Source organism: Exiguobacterium antarcticum DSM 14480 (genome assembly GCF_000685865.1).
GTDB lineage: Bacteria > Bacillota > Bacilli > Exiguobacteriales > Exiguobacteriaceae > Exiguobacterium_A > Exiguobacterium_A antarcticum.
The window spans coordinates 858,992-877,760 of sequence record NZ_JMKS01000003.1 but is presented as its reverse complement, the minus strand read 5'-3'; the positions used below and the strand labels follow the sequence as shown (position 1 = coordinate 877,760).

Sequence of the window (18,769 nt, the reverse complement as noted above, 5' to 3'; positions counted from 1 at the left end):
CATACACAGTATGAAGTGTTATACTAATATTAAACAAAAGCTGCTCCGACTTATGATCGGAACAGCTTTTTTTGAGGGAAAACCTCTATTTTTTTCAGCGGCTTTTTACTAACAGATTTACCGCTTCCTTGACCAATTCTTCGGTATCACCTTCACCGGACTGTTCGGCTTCTTTCACGCATTCAATCAAGTTCGAGCTGACGACGACACCAATCGTCCGGTCGATGGCAGAACGAGTCGCCGACAATTGCGTGATGACGTCCCGGCAATCCTGTCCTTCTTCCATCATCCGTAAAATACCACGGAGTTGTCCTTCGATCCGACTGACCCGATTTTTCATTTTACGATCGTAATCCATTCATTTTCCTCCATTCTAAGATGCAATCCGTCTATTCGATACCTTTATGCTATGCCCATCACGGTATTATTGTCAATCTAGCCGCTTTCGAGCTATATTTTTTAGTAGAATAGGGAATATGGATGTGGTGGACAAAAATTGAGAAAAAACTAAAACTAAAACGATTTTGCGTCAGCTTGCGTATACTATATGATAAGGCTGACTGATCACAAGGAGGAGAAGGATGCATACTCAATCCGATGAATCGCTTTATCATCAGATGCGCAGTGGAGATGAACAAGCTCTCGAAGTGCTGTACGAAAAGTACGAAAGGCTATTGTTCTCATTCGCTCATCGCTTTACGAACAATGATCGATTATCAGAAGAAGTCATTCAGGAAGTCTGGATGAAGATATGGAATGGACGGGTCGACTTTAATACCGATAAAGGGAAATTCTCCTCTTGGATATTAACGATTACCCGCAACGCCGCGCTGGACTGTTTAAGACGTGAAAAACGACAGCCGACGATTGAAGTCGAAGAGCGCGACGGCGGATACGATGAACCAGTCGAACGAACGGTCATCCAGCGTGAAACCGCATCTGAAGTCCGAGATGCCGTCAGTGAATTGAAACCAGATCAACAAGAGTTAATTGAACTCGTTTATTTTACAGGGTTAACGCAACAACAAATTTCAGATCAATTGAAATTACCGCTCGGAACGGTAAAAACAAGAATCAGGAGTGCAATTCAGGCACTTCGGAAATTATTAGACGGGAGGGAACGTTGATGGAAGAACGTTGTCATGATTTAATTGACTACTTCAACGGAACATTATCGGCTACCAATCGCGACGCGTTCGAAGCACACTTGGCGACTTGTGACGATTGCAAACAGACGCTTCAAGAGATGCAAGAATTGATGCTGCCCATCGCGGAATCACTTCCGGAACGACCGATACCGACAGGCATGAAATCAAGAATCCTTGGGGAGGTTCTCGGATCAACGAATGAACCGATGACACCTGCTTCTGCAGAATCAGCGCGCAAGGAAAACCCCCAAGTGTCTGAGCTGGAATCGGCTCGGACGCAAAAACAGAAAAAACGTGCGGTCCCACTGGGTTGGTTGATGAGTATCGCAGCGGCCTTAATCCTGTCGCTTGGTGCCAACGCGTACTTCCTGTCACAGGAGGACCCTTCTCCGACAGAAGAATTCGCGATGGACGAAGTCAAAGGAATGGGAAACTTTGAAAGTACGGCATCCATTAAAGGATCGAGCATGATTTTCACGAAAGACGAAAAAGAATACATGCTCGTCCAACTAAAAGATTTGCCACCGCTAAAAGAAGGTGAATTGTACCAGCTGTGGACGATTCAAGGAGATACACCACGCGCGAACGGTGTCATCGAAAAAGACGGAGAAGCAGCAGCGGTCTTCCCGCTAAAAGGAGACGGAACGATTGATGCCGTCGCCATCACCGTCGAACCAGAACCAGATCTAGAAAAGCCGACCGGCGAAGTCGTCGCGTCCGTTGCTCTATAAATCGATACGATAGTCAGATGCCGGAATCCCGGCATCTTTTTTTGTCTTTCTTGAGTTTAATCTTCTATTTTAGAAAAAACAGACCCATTCTTACGAAATTTCATGAGAAGACTGAAGAAATGAGGGGAAGTAGACGATACTAATAGGAATGTCAGTCCAAAAGAGAGGCACTTACCATGAATGAATGGATCATCTTAACGAAACACTATGAAGAGACATTGGTCATCCTATCGGTCATCGTCGCCATCGTCGGATCCTATGCCTCACTTGAATTAAATCGTCGACTCGCAAAAGCGGTCTCTTTAAAAAAACGAGCTCTATTTTTGTCATCCATCACGATGGGACTGTCCATTTGGGGCATGCATTTCGTCGGGATGGGGGCGTTTGAATTAGCTGTACCGGTCAGTTATGACTGGGTCTTGATGTTTTTATCCATCGTTCCTGCTGTCACGGCAGCCTGGATTGCGTTTTATTTATTATATTATTCGGAATTGACGCGTCAGAAAGTCATCGTCGCAGGCACATTGGTCGGAATCGGGATTGCGATGATGCATTATTTAGGCATGATGGCGGTACAGTTTAACGGAGATATCCGGTATGATGCGGCATTGTTCACCTTATCGATCCTGATTGCCGTCACAGTGGCGTATGTCGCCTTGCTGCTTCTGTACATGACACGTCACGTCAATAAAAAACGGATCCTGATTCCCGTTGCGGTGTTGATGGGATTTGCGATCTCGACGATGCACTATGTCGGCATGTTAGGAACGACGTTTTGTATCCCAGAGTCGTCGGCACTTGAGATTGCGGACCGCCCGGTCACATCGAATATTTTAGGTGACGTCGCGATTCCCGTCTTCTTCATCATCATTTTGATCGTCGGTCTCTATATTCACCTCGAACGACGTGCCTTGCAGATGATGGCCTACACGGATCATTTAACGGGATTGCATAATCGCCGTTGGCTCGATTATCATATGGAAAAAGTTGATGCCCAGTATAGCCGGACCAAACAACACATGACGATGGCGTTACTTGATTTGGATGGGTACAAATGGATTAATGATACATTTGGATTCGATCAAGGGGATACGGTGATTCGCCAATTCGCAGACCGAATCAAAGGATTGCTGGGGGAGGATGAAGCTTGTATTCGATACAACGGAACCCAGTTTTTCTTGATTAAAAACATTCCTCCAGATCAGTTAGAAGAAGCATTCACGCAGGTACTCGAAGCGATTCGACAGCCGATTGTACTGGAAGGTCAAGAAATTCATCTGACAGCGACGATTGGCATCATCGTTCCGAATGTAGACGATACGTTAGAGATGCGGATTGGTCAGATGGAAAGTGCGTTACGTGCCGGGAAAAATGAAGGACGGGACCGCTTCGTCATCTATGATGAAACCCGCCATTCCGATCGCCGGGAACAGCAAATCGTCGGTTCGTTACGTCGGGCGATGACGGATTTCAAGGAATTTAATCTGGTCTATCAACCGAAAATCGCTCTTGCGACAGGAAAGGTCGAACAGGCGGAAGTCCTGATTCATTGGAATCATCCGAAATTCGGGTTCATTTCACCTGCTGAGTTCATTCCGCTTGCTGAAAAATACAGTCTCATTCACCGTCTGACACAATGGGTGCTGCAAGAAACCGTGAATCAGATGGAACTATGGCGTGAAGAAAATCATTTCATCCGTCAAGTATCCGTCAATCTCTCAGCGATGCATTTTCGGTCCGAATCGCATAACTTGATGATTAAGGAGATCGTTCATCATTCGTTAAAGAATGGGGGAGAACTTCAGTTACAGCTCGAGATCACGGAAACCTCTGTCATGGAGAACCTCGACCGTGCCTTGTTGATGCTCGGAGAGTTGAAGCAGTTAAGTCTGACGATTGCACTGGACGATTTTGGCACTGGTCTGTCGTCACTGACCCACCTCAAGCACCTGCCGATCGATATCTTGAAGATCGACAAGTCGTTTATCGATGAAGTGCCGCATGACGAACGAGGAACAGCAATCACGGAGATGATCATCCAGCTTGCGAAAAGTCTTGGGATCGAAGTGGTCGCGGAAGGTGTCGAAACGCTGGAACAACACGAGTTCCTGAAACGGCTGGGCTGTGATTATGGTCAAGGGTATTATTATAGCCGCCCGGTCAACGTCAAGGATCTGGATCAGCAGACGATCGAACGAACGGTGCTGGATGTCGTTTGAGAACACATCGCTTAAATCCAGTGCGCTCTTTTTTACGTATACTAGATAAGCATGCAAGGAATATGCGTGCGATCATGGGGGACGCAATCGCTTCATGAACAGATTCCGGGCAGGGATTTGTTCGACTTGTGCAAGATGCAGACAGAATCGCAGTACATTTAGATAGACGACTCCGCCTTCTACTCGACACACTACCTGTCTGTCCATCACAATACAAAGGCAGCTTCCACAAGGGAGGCTGCCTTTTTTGTATGGGGTTATCGATTGACTGTCAATTGGCAACCGGTTTGATCCGTGACAAGGACGTTCGTATTGAAATATTGACCGTCACTTTTTAGAATCAATGATTTTTTCTCAGCGTTGTAGTCAAGGGTCATCTCTTGATCGAGAAAATGACTGGACCATCGTTTGACGAGGACGGGACCAACATTTGAGTCGATCGTCATATCTTCGCTTGTTGCGGCTGGTACTAGACGTATGCTGAAGATACCAGAGTTCCCGCAACCGCAGCCCTCAGTATCGTAATAAAGATGCAATTGACCTGCTGTGTCACCGCGTAACTGATCAATTCGATCGAGGGCGGTTTCTGTAAATGTGATGTGCATGACATTCACTCCTTTTGTTCAGTATACGACGAAATGAGTGAGAAATAACGTTACTTGCTCACGTGGACTTGACGACGCATCCGAACGAGCAGGAAGACATATCCGGCAAGCAAGACGACGACGCTTCCAAGCACGACTGTATCGACAAGTCCGTTATCGGACTGGAAATTGATTGCGATGTATGCCCAAACGAAGACGAGTGGATAAATCGGATCGCGGTTGGCGAACATGAACAATAACGCGACGATAACACCCACACCCAACATGATCATCGTCCAACCGGCGTCACCGATGCCGAGCAACGAGTTGATGTTTTCTGTATCAAGCGTCAAGAAGATGTTGGCGATCGTCGCAACAGACACCCAACCAAGATATAACGAAAACGGTAATTTAAAACGTAACGCTTTTGTCTCGCGGTCAATCTTCGAGTAGATGACGATCAACGAAAGTAACAGACCGACGATGACGACGACGGACAATGGAAATAGTTTGAAAGAGAACGTTACAATCCAAGCCGCATTAAAGAGACAGCTGATCAAGAACCAGGGTCCGATTTTTTTGGCGATCTCATGTTCCTTGAACTTCGGAATCGTCTGCATGATTAACCAGACGAGTAAAACAGCATAAATCAATCCCCAAATCGAAAAGGCGTAACCTGCGGGTTTGAACAAGGTTGAAATCGTATCCGAGATACGACCTGTTTTTCCACCGTCTAACGCATTGACCGCAATCGTAAAGACAAAACCAAGCCAGTTGAGCCAAATCCATTTGTTTTTCAAGTCAAAAACCTCCTTTAATCTCTAAAGGAGGTTTACCCGGATTAGTTACTCTTTAGACATCAGCGTCGGCTCGTTGGATTCAAAAACGACATCCCGATGGCCGGGTTTCCGGTATGGGAACCGAGGACAGGCGTCAAATGATCGATCCGAATCGTCACATCAAACCGTTTTTCGAGACTCGTTTTCCATTCGAGTGCTAAGTCATAAGCCGCTGCGTGGAACAAGGAGACATCGGTGACGGTACCACTTTCAAGCATTTCGACGAGGTGATCATACAGTTTCGCATGCGCTTTTTTGAACGTCCGGACCGTCTGATACGGAACGATTTTTCCATCTTCAAAATGGAACAAGGGACGGAGCTGCAGTAAGTTGCCGACGAACGCCTTGGTTGAGGAAATCCGTCCACCCGCCTGCAGTTGATCCAGATTGGCGACAGTGAATTCGATATGGTGATCGAAGCGGCGTTCAAGGATGTGCTGTTCGATCTCTTCAACCGACATGCCGGTTGCTGCAAGTTCCATCGCTTCTGCCAACAGTTGACCTGCCGGGTAGATGCCGCAACGGGAATCGATCGCAATCAACCGGAATCCAGCAATCTCAGCTCCTTGGACGGAGGCATTATACGTTCCGCTGAGTTCGCTCGATAAATGGATCGCAAAACCGATATCATAGTGCTCTTTTAAACGTTCGTAGTGCTCGGTGAATGTTCCGATCGAAGGTTGGCTTGTCGTGATCTTATGCTTGGCGTCGATCCATTCATACACCGTTTCCGCTTGGACGTCGACGCCATCGATAAAACTTTCGCCGTCCTTCATGACGAGAAGCGGGACGACGGTCAAATCATCGCGTGCAGAAATCGAGTCCGGTAAAATGGTCGTACTGTCTGTAATCCATGCAATCTTCATGCTGTTTCCTCCTTGTTTTAGTACCTGATATTAATTGTAGGTGCAAGCGTTATCGCTGTCAAATGAACCTTTGGGAATTAAAACATTTTAGTTGATTAACTGATGGGATACGCTATAATCGGTACGTAATTAGTAAACTTTAAGTCATCTTATACTAAACTGAGTGAAAGAAAGGAGGGCGTGGATTGCGGACGATTGGCAATAAAATCAAGAATCTGCGTCTTCAAAAAGGTTTGACGCAAGAGGAGCTTGGAGAGAGAACGGATTTGAGTAAAGGATACATCTCACAAATTGAACGGGAGATCAGCTCCCCTTCGATCGAGACGTTGTTTAGTCTCTTGGAAGTACTCGGCATCTCGGCAAAAGATTTTTTTGATGAGGATACGTTAAATCAGAAAGTCGTTTATACAGAAAAAGATGTCACGAGTTATGCGGATCCGGAGCAGGGGTATCATGTGACCTGGCTGATTCCGGAATCGAATGAGAAGGAAATGGAACCGGTCTTGTTGCATTTGGCACCCGGAGGCGCATTTAAAGCCTATGAACCGTCGGGGTCAGAAACGTTTGTTTTCGTTCTCGAAGGACGCGTCACGTTACGACTGGGACACGAATCCTTTATTGCGACACAAGGCGAGACATTCTATTATAAAGCTTCTGAAATTCATCAATTACGAAATGAGTCGGAGACGGATACGAAGGTACTCGTCACAGCAACTGATTCGTATTTATAAGGAGGAACAGGACTTGGCAGATAACACCATCATCCAATTTACAGATGTGACAAAACGTTTTGACGATCAGACCGTCCTTGATCGGGTCAGTTTTGAAATCGAACGGGGGAAATTTTATACGTTGCTCGGACCATCCGGTTGCGGGAAAACGACCGTCTTACGACTGATTGCTGGATTTACCGAGGCGACAGAAGGCGATATTCTGTTTAATGGTAGACGAATCAATGACGTCCCGGCGAACAAACGACAAGTCAATACGGTCTTTCAGGACTATGCCTTGTTTCCGCATCTCAATGTTTTTGAAAACATCGCGTTTGGTTTACGGATCAAAAAGATGAAGGAAGCAGAGGTCAAGACGCGGGTCCTCGATGCCTTGAAGTTCGTCAACTTGTCCGGTTATGAGAACCGTGAAATCACGGAAATGTCAGGTGGACAACGTCAGCGCGTGGCAATTGCCCGGGCAATCGTCAACGAGCCGGAAGTCATCCTGCTTGATGAACCGTTATCAGCCCTTGATTTGAAGCTTCGGACGGAGATGCAGTATGAACTACGCGATCTGCAACGACGTCTTGGCATCACGTTCATCTTCGTCACCCATGACCAAGAAGAGGCGCTTGCGATGTCGGATGAAATTTTTGTCCTCAACCATGGTCTGATCCAACAGTCCGGTACACCGACGGACATCTACGATGAACCGATCAACCGTTTCGTCGCTGACTTCATCGGCGAGTCGAACATCATCCCGGGACGGATGTTGACCGACTACCGTGTGTCGTTTGCGGAAAACGAGTTTGATTGTGTCGACCGGGGGCTTGAATTGAATGAACCGGTTGAAATCGTCATTCGTCCGGAAGACTTGGAAATCACGAGCGTCGCCCAAGGGAAATTACGTGTCACCGTCGATTCACAACTGTTCCGCGGTGTGCACTATGAGATCGCTTGTATGGATGACGTCGGAAACGAGTGGCTTGTCCATAGTACAAAAAAAGCGATCGTCGGCGAACAGATTGGACTGACGTTCGATCCGGAAGCGATTCATGTCATGCGTCTAAATGAGACGGAAGAGGAATTCGATAAACGACTTGAGTCATATGACGAGGTGCTGTGATGCAAAAAACACGCAACTGGTATCTGATTCCGTATAGTTTTTGGATCGCGTTGTTCGTCATCGCGCCGATCGTCCTGGTCGTCTATTATTCGTTTCTCGATCTCGAAGGTCATTTTTCGCTCATCAACTATCAAAAGTTCTTTACTTCGACCTATCTGACGATGACGTTAAGCTCCTTTTGGTATGCCTTTTTGATTACCTTCTTTTCGCTCGCCATCGGTTATCCGACGGCTTATCTACTGACAAAAACGAAACATAAGCAATTATGGTTATTATTGATCATCTTACCGACTTGGATTAACCTCCTGTTAAAAGCGTATGCTTTCATCGGTCTATTCAGTACCTATGGATGGGCGAATCAGACGCTTGAGGCCATCGGAATCGGTCGGAAACAGATTTTGTTCACGGACTTCAGTTTTGTATTTGTTTCCGTCTACATCTTCATACCGTTCATGATTTTACCGATCTTCAATGCGATCGAAAAATTGAATCCGTCCCTCGTCTTTGCGGCGCGCGATCTGGGAGCATCCAACTTCATGACGTTCCGCCGTGTCGTCTTCCCGTTGACCCTCGACGGAGTGAAATCAGGCTGTCAACTCGTCTTCATTCCGGCCTTGTCGTTGTTCATGATTACACGACTGATTGCCGGGAATCGTGTCATTACACTGGGAACGGCGATTGAGCAACAGTTTCTTGTCACACAGAACTGGGGCATGGGCGCGACGATTGCCGTCTTCCTGATCATCGCGATGGCGATCATTCTTGCTTTGACGAGTACGAAACGGAAGAAAGGAGCGACAACGTGATGAAACGACTCAAATTAGCGAATCTATACTTGATTGGTGTCTTCATCATCTTGTACGCACCGATTTTCTATCTCGCATTTTATTCTTTTAACAGTGCCGACAACATGACGAATTTTGATTCCTTTACGTGGGACTGGTATAAAGAAGTGTTCCAAGACTCCCGTCTCTTGATCATCGTCTTGAATACGCTGGTCATCGCGCTGTTGTCAGCGGCGATCTCGACGATTATCGGTGTCTTAGGAGCGATTGGAATTCAAGCGGTCCGTAAGAAACGAATCGAGACGTCACTGTTGACGTTAAACAGTATTTTGATCGTCAGTCCGGATGTCATCATCGGTGCGTCCTTCTTGATTTTCTTTACGATGCTTGGCATTCAGCTTGGCTTTACGTCAGTCTTGTTGTCACACATCGCGTTTTCCGTCCCGATTGTCGTCATTCTCGTTCTTCCGAAACTCCAGGAGATGAGTCCGACACTCGTCGATGCAGCGCGTGATTTAGGAGCAAGCCGATTCGACGTCTTGACGAAAGTCATCTTACCCTACATCACACCAGGGATATTTGCCGGGTTCTTTACGGCACTCACGTATTCGCTGGATGATTTCGCCGTGACATTCTTTGTCACCGGAAATGGTTTTACGACCTTATCCGTTGAAATCTATTCACTCGCACGACAAGGGATTTCCATGAAAATCAATGCGTTGTCGACGGTGATTTTCTTGTTTACGTTTTTACTCGTCATCGGCTATTACTTCCTGAACCAACGTTCTGCGATGAAGCTGTCCCGACCGGAGGTGAAATGATCGATGAAAAAACTCATTCAATTGTTCGTGGCGATTTTTCTGATATCCGGCATCATCTTGTTTGCCTTAAACCGATTAAATGCAACACAAGGGTACTCCGGTAAAAACGTCTTAAACATCTATAACTGGGGCGATTACATTGATCCTGAATTGATTGATCAGTTTGAGAAGGAATCGGGAATCAAAGTTGTCTACCAAACGTTTGATTCAAACGAAGCGATGTTGACGAAAATCGAGCAAGGAGGCACGACGTATGATGTCGCGGTCCCGTCTGATTACGCGATTGCCAAGATGATCGAAGAAGATCTGGTGGTCCCGATCGATCAGGAAAAAGTGCCGAACTTAAAAAATATCGATTCCCGTTTTTTAGATTTATCGTTTGATCCAGGCAACCGCTATTCGATTCCTTATTTTTGGGGAACGGTCGGAATCGTCTATAATCAGAAATTGATTGGCGGAAAAAAACCGACGAGCTGGAAGGATCTTTGGGATCCAGCGCTAAAAAATCAGATTCTCCTCGCAGACGGAGCACGTGAAGTGATGGGGATGAGTCTGAACAGTCTCGGCTACTCGTTAAACGAGACGGACGAAACCAAACTTCAAGCGGCGAAAGCCAACTTGATGAAACTGACACCGAACGTCAAGGCGATCGTCGGTGATGAAATCAAGTTGCTGCTCGCGAATGAAGAAGCCGGAATAGGTGTCGTCTGGTCCGGGGATGCCAATGAAATCATAAGTGAAAATGAAAATTTGAACTATGTGATTCCGAAAGAAGGATCCAATGTCTGGTTTGATAACATCGTCATTCCGAAGACAGCAAAAAACATCGACGGTGCTCACCAATTCATCAACTTCATGCTTGAACCGAAAAACGCCGCAAAAAATGCTGACTACGTTGGTTATTCCACGCCTAACACGGCTGCTTTGAAGTTGCTTGATCGTGAAGTACGTGAAGATGAACGGTTTTACCCGGACAAAGAAGTCACCGATACACTTGAAGTATATGAAAATTTAGGTAAAGAGATGTTGGCACATTATAATGAACTATTTTTAGAGTTCAAAATGCATAAGAAATGACGCAAAAAAAGTTGTTACCTATTCAGGTAGCAACTTTTTTAAAATATTTTTTAAAGAAATGTATTTAAAATGAATATTATTTCGAAAATGGGGGAATGAGATATCTATCAAAGCATTTCAAGGGGGAGCACATCATGAAACAATTTTTAGGTCTTATCTTAACTGCTGCACTTACCATGAGTCTTGTCTCAGGTCCTTCATATAACGAATCCGTAGAAGCGGCTAAGCCAACAGATATCGACTGGTTGAAACAAATCAAAACGAGTGCTTCAAAGGCAGCATCAACGGATAACAAAGTAAAATTGGAACAGACGACATTGGCGCAAGTACATAATGCGTACAAAGGCGAAAAAAACTCGACATGGTGCCAAAGTGGTAAAGGATTAGTCACGCCTAACAAAGCCATTCATTATTGTTCGACGTTTGGTGTACCCGATCGTAAAGCAAAAGTTTCAGCAATCGTCTATAATCCTAAAGTGCTCAGTCGAACGGTTTCTGTCAAGGAAGTAAAAAAAGCATATCCTACCGCGAAGCTCGATCAAGCTTTTAATCTGATGACAGTTTCAACAAAACAGGTCAACATTTATCTAAATTTAAATTCTGACCGTACACAAGTCATGTCAATTCTAGTAAAATATAACTAACGAACAAAGGATGACCTTTTAGGCCATCCTTTTTATTGAATCTTTTTATAAATCGGCACGAGTTGTGCGTAGGTATTTCGAATCAGATTTACTAATTCATCGTATGACATCGCACTGACTTGATCAGCGGGGACATGACGGCCGATTAAGAATTCTGCCTTCTTCACATCACGAAACCGGACAAGCCCTTGTTCAAGACTTGTTTCTTCGATTCGTTGCGCGTCTTTTTTCATATGGTCATATGAAATGACGAAGTCAGACGGAAGTGTATGCAAAATGTGCTGGTGTTGCAATAATTTAGTAGCATACTGCGATTTGTTCGGAAGTTCATAGATATAGGCAAGCCAGATGAAAAGATGATCATCAAATAAGCCGACTTGAAAATGGGGAAGCATCTTATAACCACGTTTATTTGGTGAGAATGCCATCCATGTATCATTTGGTGGATTCACTTTCCGGCGGGCGTGTTGTGCGATATGGACATAGATGTCTTCGGCAAGATGAACTGTCAAGTCAGGTAAAACTTCTTGTCCAATCTGTTTAAAAACAGGCTGTATCCGTTCCCGGATTGCCTCCATCCGTTGCTCCAGTCCATCAATCTGAAATGTCTCAAACGCTTCTTTCGTAAAATGAGTAGTCACTGATTTATCACCTCTGTCTAATAGTGTAACAAATCGGAGTATTAAAAATAGACTTCGATGCTCAAATAATGAATAATTAAGATGTGTTTTCCATATATATACAAAAGTGTTTGAGGAAGGGGAAGTCAACGTGCGTCGTTTTCAACAATATCTCCTTCGAAGCTGGGTTGTATTTTTTCTTGTCGTCATTGGAATAGATTTACTGGCGAAATCAAGGGATTACAGTCCCAGCATCGATTTTTTTACATTTACGCTTGTCGTTGCACTCTCTACCATCTTTGTCATCGATCCCGTCCGCCGAAGACATATGAGTTTTACGTTCCATTTTGGGTTTGTCCTGTTTACGTTCTTGACATACGGATTACTCTCGGCCATCTGTGTCGGACAATTGACGATGTTGATCTATCAGTTGCGAACGGTCCATACGGCCATCGGACGCCGACGGATGCTACATAACTACCCGTTTAATGTCACACTTGAATTATTACTGATCTTACCAGCGGGACTTGCCTACAATGCGTTAGGCGGTACGCACGGACAAGAATTTGCATTGATCGGCAACATTGGACCCTTGCTCGCCATGGTCTTGATTTTATGGTTGGTCTTATTGTTCCAATATAAATTGTCCCACTTTTTACTGGGTGAAAATATCCCGAACAATGTCATGTTACCATTACTCCGGTTTGAAGCAGTCGTCATCGCGGCTGAGTTATTGTTTGGTATCTTCAGTACATTGATGGTCCAAAACAATGGGAACAGTGGACTTGTCATGACGGCGTTTGCGTTGTTCATCATCAAGCGGTCACTCGGGAGTTCCGTCCATGCGAGCGACCGGATCGAACACTGGGAACAAATCGAACGCTTAAAAGAAGCAGCCTGGAAGGACGGGGACGCCCAGTTCATCATCGAACGTTACTTACGGCAGTTGAATCATTTTGTCCGTCCAGACATTGCGTGGATCAAGTTTGATTTTAGTGAAGGGAATCCGATTTATTATTCGTTAAAGGATGGAAGGAAATTAAAGGCCGATCACGTTCAAGGTATCATCATCGAAGAGATCATTGAAGAAAAAGACGAAGTCTTGTTATATGGGATGCAACAGGAATGGGACATTCGGTTATACGATTGTATCCCAGAAGAAACCCAATCAATTTTATTCATTCAACCGGAAGCGACGGAAAAAATCAACTGTTCGTTATTTCTAGCATCCGAAGCAAGTGGTGAATTCACAAAAGATTTTGGTTATGAGCTGTATCGGGCTCTTCGTGTCTTGTCCTGGGCCGTCGAACGGGCACAGGAACGTGAGCGTCTCTTGACGGACAGCCGGACCGATGCGATGACGAAATTACCGAACTACCGCGCCTTACAAGAATGGGGCGATCGGCGGATCCGTCAACGGGACTTATATCCGTTCTCGGCGTTAATGATCGATTTAGACCACTTTAAACAAATCAATGATACGTATGGACATGAAGTCGGTGATGTCGTCTTGTTTGAAGTCGCCAAGCTGTTGATGCAGGCGACGCGTATCACGGATCTTGTGGCACGTTACGGTGGCGAAGAATTTGTCGTCTTGTTACCGAATACCGATCTTGAGTCCGCGCAAATCGTGGCGGAACGGATTCGCGAGACGTTACATGCCAATCCGGTTCGAATTGAAGACAATCAATTAAAGATTACGGCAAGTATCGGCATTGATACATTAAACGAGTTAGGTGATCTAGCGAGCCTGATCCGGAACGCAGACCGAGCGATGTACATCGGAGCAAAGTTCCAAGGACGGGACCGTGTCGCGTCGTATCAAGAATGGAAAGAACGTGTGATATGAAAAGAACCGTCGACGATGTCGACGGTTTCAGATCGTAGACAAACCCTCATTTCAACGTTGAAATGAGGGTTTGTCTTATGTAGTCGTAAAAAGTGATGTTGAAAACAAGGATTCCCACCGGAATCCCATGACCAGTTCGCCAATTTTTTGAGGTTCAGGGCACTAAAAGTAAGCATCGCTTGTAGCGTTGTTTTTTTCAGACCACGATATCGGGCCCAACGCATGCCATGCTTTTCTTTTGCGTCTGCGAAGACACGTTCGATGGTCTCCTGTCGTTTTCGATACAATGCCCGGTTCACAGAAGTATGCCGCAAATGCTCCACCTCATCCATTGCTTCCTGCCAGATATGGCGTAGGATCATTTTTTTATTCTCTTGGCTCTTCGTGCACTGTGAAAGAAAAGAGCATGACGCACAGATCGTTGGGTCAGAGACGTATTCCCGATGCCCCTCTCGATTGGTCGTCCGATAACGAAGAACTTGATTGTCGGGACACAAATAACAGTCATAGTATTCGTCGTAATAGAAGTCTTTCGTTTTGAACATTCCCTTCACCCCTCTGGGGCGTGTATAAGGAAAAACCGGTAAGATGTTTCGTTGAAGGAGATGATGTGCGAGCTGGACTGTCTTGTAAGCAGAATCGGCTACGACGGCGAAGGGCTGATTGAAATGATAAGTGACGGATTCAAGAAGAGGTTCAAGCATTTTACTATCATGTACATTTCCAGGTGTGAGGATCAATCCAAGTACGAATCCGTTTCGATCACAAGCTGTATGACAAGAATAAGCGAATAGTCGTTCACGTTCCCCCTTCACGTAGTAACCACTCTCGGGATCTGTTGTACTTTCCTTGATTTCGCGTGTTTCAAGACGGCTCTCCTTGGGGGCGAAGGGCTTTTTTCCATGCAGTACCCGATCCTCGTTGACTTCCAGGTCGAGTTCTTCTTTATACTGTTGGATAGCGCGACGGACAATCTTTTTCTTCTTGAACTTCCGTTTATTTGCGTTCGCCTTGATGTGTGTGGAATCCATGAATAGGACCGAAGGGTCCACGAACCCAGCTTCGACACCTTGTGAGAGGATACGATAAAAGATGGTTTCGAACACATCCGTGTCCTGAAACCGCCGGACGTAATTTTTTCCGAAAGTAGAGAAATGAGGCACTTTCTCATCCAGTCCGATTCCGAGAAACCACCGATATGCGACGTTCGTTTCAATCTCCTTGATGGTCCGACGCATCGATGGAATACCAAACAAGTATTGGAGAAGCGCCATCTTAATCAATAAAACAGGATCGATACTGGGTCTTCCGTTATTTTCACAATACAGTTTCTCTACTAAAGGATAGATGAATTCAAAGTCCATGGCCTGATCTACTTTTCGAACGAGATGGTCCTGCGGGACCAATTGTTCCAATGTGATGGTGATGTTCTCAGAACGATGATGTTGGCCTCTTTTTCCCATCATAAGAATTCCTCCTCTTTCGAATATCTATGCTAGTTGTATACCCGGAAGCGTGAAAGAAAAAGCGTTTGTTCGCTCGAAATCGCTTCCTAGGGAAAAACAAGCAGGAGCGACCCAGCAGCGAAGCGATGCGGCGCGATGCTTGTCCCAGGAAAACGATTCGAAGCGAACAAAAAAAGCGGTTCTTCCCGATTAAGAGAAAAACCACTACTTTGTCTTCAGTCTGGAACCGTCGACGATGTCGACGGTTCTTTTTTGCTGTAAACAGGCTCCGAGGTGGTCTGAATAGGATAGGGAACAAAAAGAGGAGAAGAATTGCGCAAAAAAAGCCTCATTCCAGGTGCGAATGAGACTCATGAAGGGATGTGTTTAAAATGAAAAATAAAGGCAAGATTATTGGGCGTGTTGTTTACTGATTCGAATTTCACTTTCAATGGCATGAATCGCAGCTGACCATGAACCGTAACGGTGAAGTAAGGCTTTCGTAGAAGGTTTATTATTACGTTTTGCCCATTCACGGTACGCTTCGAAAGAGAGCGAGAAACCAACTTCTTCAATCGCTTGTCGGAGCGAAGCCGCGAGTTCGGCTTTCGAATAGGTGACACTGGCTTCTAAGCCGGCAGCCGTACAGGCATCATGCCACGATCCGAACATTTTCACGATATGATAATGACTCGGTGCATGATGAACGGATTTTCGCCACATCTGGTATTTCTTTAATGTAATCGTGGATCCGACGTCTTGGGCATAACGGTGGAATGATTTTAAGATCTCATCTTTTGTATATTTTGGAGCACGTTCGAGTTCTTCCGGCTGCTGATCGATGTGCCATTCGTATCCTGCTGCAGATAATGCTTCCGGCCAAGAACCAAACTGGCGAATGATGGTCTCCGGCTGAGGCCATCCATGTTCGATGGCATAGCGACGATAAATCGTCCGACGGGGACGGTCCTGAATCAGTTCGCCTAAGGCCTGGATCGCGTGGATCATTTCCAGTTGTTCTTCCGTCCATGTTTGTTGACTCGTAAGTACACGTTGTTTCAAGGGTGAGTCCTCCTTCCTAGTCAATCGTAATAGTTGAGGCAAAAGTCCTCTGTATAGAATATATCGGCACATTTCCATTAATTATGAATAATTACCGTGAAATACTGTAAATAAAGTGAAAATCATTCTTCAGCTAAGTATAAATGGAAGCAATTCAAATGAAAACAGAATGTTAACAATTTTTAATGTTAATTCTAAAAACAGTACATTTGTCTCATATGGAAAAAAAGACCAGACTCGCATGGGGCGAGACTGGTCTGGAGTGGTACTTATTTCCCTTCGATGTACGTCCATTTGAACGAAGTATCCGCACCGACTTTGTGGTTAACGATTCCTTTGACGTAAGGTTTACGTAAGAGAGAAGCACCGCGTTGGTACATGACGGAGATGGCTTGGTCGTCTTCAAGCAAGACTTTCTCAGCGTCTTTGAGTGACTGCCAGCGTTTCTCAGCATCCGTTTCCTTCATCGCTGATTTGATGAGTGAATCGTACTGATCGCTTGAGTAACCACCACGGTTGTAAGGTCCACCTGTCATCCACATGTCGAGGAACGTCATTGGATCCTGGTAGTCAGGTCCCCAACCAGCGAATGAAAGTTCGAATTCACCTTTTGATTCAAGCTCTAGCTTGTTCTTGAACGGTTGTTGTTTGATTGTGACTTCAAGACCTGGCAGGTTTTTCTCCCACTCGCCTTTGAGGTACTCAGAGATTTTTTTCGAGTTGTCATCATCGTATGAAAGAAGCTCAAGCTTGACCGTTTTCTTACCGACATCTTTCAGGCCTTTTTCGAATGAAGCTTTTGCAGATGACGCGTCATATGAACCGAATCCTTCGTTTCCGTCACGGAAGTCTTTTCCATCTGGACCTTTAGCGAATTCTTTTGGCACATAGTAGTAAGCAGGGATCGATCCGTTGTTTAAGAGGACTGCTGCCATCTGTTCTTTGTCGTAACCTGAATCGATTGCTTTCCGGATGTCTTTGTTCTTGAGCAGTTCGTTTTTGAAGTTCATTTGGATGTAGTACATCGATGCGTCAAGTCGTGTATCGAACTCATCGCTGTCTTTATACTGATCGACGAACTCACTTGTCAAACCGACTGTATCGATGTCACCTTTTTCATAGAGGTTGACTGAAGTCGAGACTTCTTTAACGACTTTGTAGTTGACTTCTTCAAGTTTAACCGTGTCGGCATCCCAGTACTGATCGTTTTTCTTGTAGCTCCAGCCAACTTCTGTTTTCCAGTCCGTGAGTTGGAACGGTCCGTTGTAGAGGAAGTTTTCCGGATTCGTCGCGAAGTCTTTTCCTTTTTCTTCGACGAATTCTTGTTTAAGCGGCATGAATGAACCAAAGCCCGTCAACGCTTTGAAATATTCAGCAGGTTGCGTCAATTTAACTTCCAGTGTCTTGTCGTCAACAGCCTTGACACCGACGTCAGCTGGTTTTCCTTTACCTGTGTTGTAAGCTTCCGCGCCGTCGATGACATACATGATGTACGCATATTGTGAGCCGCTCTTCGGATCAAGGACACGTTTCCACGCATATTCGAAGTCTTTTGCCGTGACGTCACTGCCGTCCGACCATTTTGAATCACGTAATTTAAATGTGTATGTAAGACCATCTTCAGAGACGTCTACACTTTCAGCGACACCTGGTGTTGCTTCTTGTTTCTCGTCAAGACGGAACAGACCTTCTTGGACGTTGTTTAAAACCGTGAATGAAACGGAGTCTGTTGCGACGGTCGGGCTAAGTGCCGGGATATCAGAACCGCTTGTCAGGTTGAGGACTTGTTTGTCCGCCGCTTTTTTCGTATCTGTCGAACCAGACGTTTCTTTCGAATCATCTGTAGAGCTACAAGCTGCAAGACTGGATCCGACGATTGTTAGAGCACCAACGAGTGCAAGTGTTTTTTTCTTCTTCATAATAATAAGTTCCCTCCCAAGAATGAATATATATGATTGAAAAATGAGTACCGATTAGAATAGCGATCCGGTGTCCTATAAAAAAATAAGAGGGGTCATCGCCTTTTATTTTGTTGAAGGAAAGCACCGGATCAACTTGTTACCAATAATAAATACAATATTCAGAAAAATCAATAGCTTATTTTCAGATTATTTCAAAATCATTAAAATTTCGTGTGTTATCAACGTTTTTTTTGTAAAAATAAATTTTATTGAAGGATAATATTGGGAGGTAAAGAGGATTATGAAAATTAAAACACGCTATCAGCAATAGCGTGTTTG

At 45.1% G+C, this 18,769-nt stretch carries 18 protein-coding genes; 10 read left to right on the top strand and 8 right to left on the bottom strand.

Annotated elements, in window-relative coordinates:
- Positions 1–94: 94 nt before the first annotated feature.
- Positions 95–358 carry a metal-sensitive transcriptional regulator gene (locus P404_RS0105405; RefSeq protein ID WP_026830178.1) on the bottom strand — a complete coding sequence of 88 codons (264 nt, stop codon included), beginning with the start codon at positions 356–358 and terminating at the stop codon, positions 95–97.
- Between the two features lie 223 nt (positions 359–581).
- Between P404_RS0105405 and P404_RS0105400 the strand changes: the two genes are divergently transcribed.
- The 3 genes from P404_RS0105400 (at position 582) to P404_RS0105390 (ending at position 4,098) form a co-directional block, all read left to right on the top strand.
- Positions 582–1,127, top strand: a complete 546-nt coding sequence (locus tag P404_RS0105400; RefSeq protein WP_026830177.1) for an RNA polymerase sigma factor — start codon at positions 582–584, stop codon at positions 1,125–1,127.
- The gene (locus tag P404_RS0105395) at positions 1,127–1,879 is read left to right on the top strand and encodes an anti-sigma factor (protein ID WP_026830176.1); all 753 of its coding nucleotides are present in this window, start codon (positions 1,127–1,129) and stop codon (positions 1,877–1,879) included. Before P404_RS0105400 ends, P404_RS0105395 begins: the two co-directional genes overlap by 1 nt.
- Before the next feature lie 176 nt (positions 1,880–2,055).
- Positions 2,056–4,098 carry a putative bifunctional diguanylate cyclase/phosphodiesterase gene (locus P404_RS0105390; RefSeq protein WP_026830175.1) on the top strand — a complete coding sequence of 681 codons (2,043 nt, stop codon included), beginning with the start codon at positions 2,056–2,058 and terminating at the stop codon, positions 4,096–4,098.
- Between the two features lie 257 nt (positions 4,099–4,355).
- On the opposite strand, the gene P404_RS0105385 is transcribed toward P404_RS0105390, so the two are convergent.
- The 3 genes from P404_RS0105385 to P404_RS0105375 are packed head-to-tail and all read right to left on the bottom strand — an operon-like array spanning position 4,356 to position 6,387.
- Positions 4,356–4,703, bottom strand: a complete 348-nt coding sequence (locus P404_RS0105385; protein WP_014971291.1) for an iron-sulfur cluster biosynthesis family protein — start codon at positions 4,701–4,703, stop codon at positions 4,356–4,358.
- Positions 4,704–4,753: 50 nt separating this feature from the next.
- Positions 4,754–5,482: a TspO/MBR family protein gene (locus P404_RS0105380; RefSeq protein ID WP_014971290.1), complete on the bottom strand. Its 729-nt coding sequence runs from the start codon at positions 5,480–5,482 to the stop codon at positions 4,754–4,756.
- Positions 5,483–5,541: 59 nt separating this feature from the next.
- On the bottom strand, positions 5,542–6,387 hold the full coding sequence (locus P404_RS0105375; protein ID WP_026830174.1) for a DegV family protein: 846 nt from the start codon (positions 6,385–6,387) through the stop codon (positions 5,542–5,544).
- A 185-nt stretch (positions 6,388–6,572) separates the two neighbouring features.
- On the opposite strand from P404_RS0105375, the gene P404_RS0105370 reads away from it, so the two are divergent.
- From P404_RS0105370 to P404_RS0105345, 6 genes are all read left to right on the top strand, one after another.
- On the top strand, positions 6,573–7,118 hold the full coding sequence (locus P404_RS0105370) for a helix-turn-helix domain-containing protein (protein WP_014971288.1): 546 nt from the start codon (positions 6,573–6,575) through the stop codon (positions 7,116–7,118).
- A gap of 13 nt (positions 7,119–7,131) precedes the next feature.
- A complete protein-coding gene (locus P404_RS0105365) occupies positions 7,132–8,226 on the top strand; it encodes an ABC transporter ATP-binding protein (protein WP_026830173.1) in 1,095 nt (364 codons plus the stop codon).
- Complete coding sequence (locus P404_RS0105360) at positions 8,226–9,032, top strand: ABC transporter permease (RefSeq protein ID WP_014971286.1); 807 nt, start codon at positions 8,226–8,228, stop codon at positions 9,030–9,032. The genes P404_RS0105365 and P404_RS0105360 overlap by 1 nt, the downstream gene beginning before the upstream one ends.
- On the top strand, positions 9,032–9,832 hold the full coding sequence (locus tag P404_RS0105355) for an ABC transporter permease (RefSeq protein ID WP_014971285.1): 801 nt from the start codon (positions 9,032–9,034) through the stop codon (positions 9,830–9,832). Before P404_RS0105360 ends, P404_RS0105355 begins: the two co-directional genes overlap by 1 nt.
- A 3-nt stretch (positions 9,833–9,835) precedes the next feature.
- Positions 9,836–10,909 carry an ABC transporter substrate-binding protein gene (locus P404_RS0105350; protein ID WP_026830171.1) on the top strand — a complete coding sequence of 358 codons (1,074 nt, stop codon included), beginning with the start codon at positions 9,836–9,838 and terminating at the stop codon, positions 10,907–10,909.
- A gap of 134 nt (positions 10,910–11,043) precedes the next feature.
- Positions 11,044–11,553, top strand: coding sequence for a hypothetical protein (locus P404_RS0105345; RefSeq protein WP_026830170.1), 510 nt, complete (start codon positions 11,044–11,046; stop codon positions 11,551–11,553).
- A gap of 32 nt (positions 11,554–11,585) precedes the next feature.
- On the opposite strand, the gene P404_RS0105340 is transcribed toward P404_RS0105345, so the two are convergent.
- Positions 11,586–12,194 (bottom strand): YktB family protein, encoded by a 609-nt coding sequence (locus P404_RS0105340; protein ID WP_026830169.1) that lies wholly within the window; start codon positions 12,192–12,194, stop codon positions 11,586–11,588.
- Between the two features lie 130 nt (positions 12,195–12,324).
- Between P404_RS0105340 and P404_RS0105335 the strand changes: the two genes are divergently transcribed.
- Positions 12,325–14,022: a GGDEF domain-containing protein gene (locus tag P404_RS0105335; protein ID WP_026830168.1), complete on the top strand. Its 1,698-nt coding sequence runs from the start codon at positions 12,325–12,327 to the stop codon at positions 14,020–14,022.
- Here P404_RS0105335 and P404_RS17360 read toward each other — a convergent pair.
- The 3 genes from P404_RS17360 to P404_RS0105315 form a co-directional block, all read right to left on the bottom strand.
- Positions 13,995–15,488: an IS1182 family transposase gene (locus tag P404_RS17360; RefSeq protein ID WP_236624330.1), complete on the bottom strand. Its 1,494-nt coding sequence runs from the start codon at positions 15,486–15,488 to the stop codon at positions 13,995–13,997. The two genes, P404_RS0105335 and P404_RS17360, sit on opposite strands and share 28 nt — an antisense overlap.
- 390 nt (positions 15,489–15,878) lie before the next feature.
- Positions 15,879–16,529 carry a homing endonuclease associated repeat-containing protein gene (locus P404_RS0105320; RefSeq protein ID WP_014971280.1) on the bottom strand — a complete coding sequence of 217 codons (651 nt, stop codon included), beginning with the start codon at positions 16,527–16,529 and terminating at the stop codon, positions 15,879–15,881.
- 269 nt (positions 16,530–16,798) lie between these two features.
- Positions 16,799–18,448 (bottom strand): peptide ABC transporter substrate-binding protein, encoded by a 1,650-nt coding sequence (locus P404_RS0105315; protein WP_014971279.1) that lies wholly within the window; start codon positions 18,446–18,448, stop codon positions 16,799–16,801.
- Positions 18,449–18,769 lie beyond the last annotated feature (321 nt).

Excerpts from the sequence above, each read along its gene's own strand:
- P404_RS0105400 (WP_026830177.1), top strand. The coding sequence starts at position 582 with ATGCATACTCAATCCGATGAATCGCTTTATCATCAGATGCGCAGTGGA.
- P404_RS17360 (WP_236624330.1), bottom strand. The coding sequence starts at position 15,488 with ATGATGGGAAAAAGAGGCCAACATCATCGTTCTGAGAACATCACCATC.
- P404_RS0105405 (WP_026830178.1), bottom strand. The coding sequence starts at position 358 with ATGGATTACGATCGTAAAATGAAAAATCGGGTCAGTCGGATCGAAGGA.
- P404_RS0105345 (WP_026830170.1), top strand. The coding sequence starts at position 11,044 with ATGAAACAATTTTTAGGTCTTATCTTAACTGCTGCACTTACCATGAGT.
- P404_RS0105360 (WP_014971286.1), top strand. The coding sequence starts at position 8,226 with ATGCAAAAAACACGCAACTGGTATCTGATTCCGTATAGTTTTTGGATC.
- P404_RS0105350 (WP_026830171.1), top strand. The coding sequence starts at position 9,836 with ATGAAAAAACTCATTCAATTGTTCGTGGCGATTTTTCTGATATCCGGC.
- P404_RS0105385 (WP_014971291.1), bottom strand. The coding sequence starts at position 4,703 with ATGCACATCACATTTACAGAAACCGCCCTCGATCGAATTGATCAGTTA.
- P404_RS0105395 (WP_026830176.1), top strand. The coding sequence starts at position 1,127 with ATGGAAGAACGTTGTCATGATTTAATTGACTACTTCAACGGAACATTA.
- P404_RS0105375 (WP_026830174.1), bottom strand. The coding sequence starts at position 6,387 with ATGAAGATTGCATGGATTACAGACAGTACGACCATTTTACCGGACTCG.
- P404_RS0105355 (WP_014971285.1), top strand. The coding sequence starts at position 9,032 with ATGAAACGACTCAAATTAGCGAATCTATACTTGATTGGTGTCTTCATC.
- P404_RS0105315 (WP_014971279.1), bottom strand. The coding sequence starts at position 18,448 with ATGAAGAAGAAAAAAACACTTGCACTCGTTGGTGCTCTAACAATCGTC.
- P404_RS0105390 (WP_026830175.1), top strand. The coding sequence starts at position 2,056 with ATGAATGAATGGATCATCTTAACGAAACACTATGAAGAGACATTGGTC.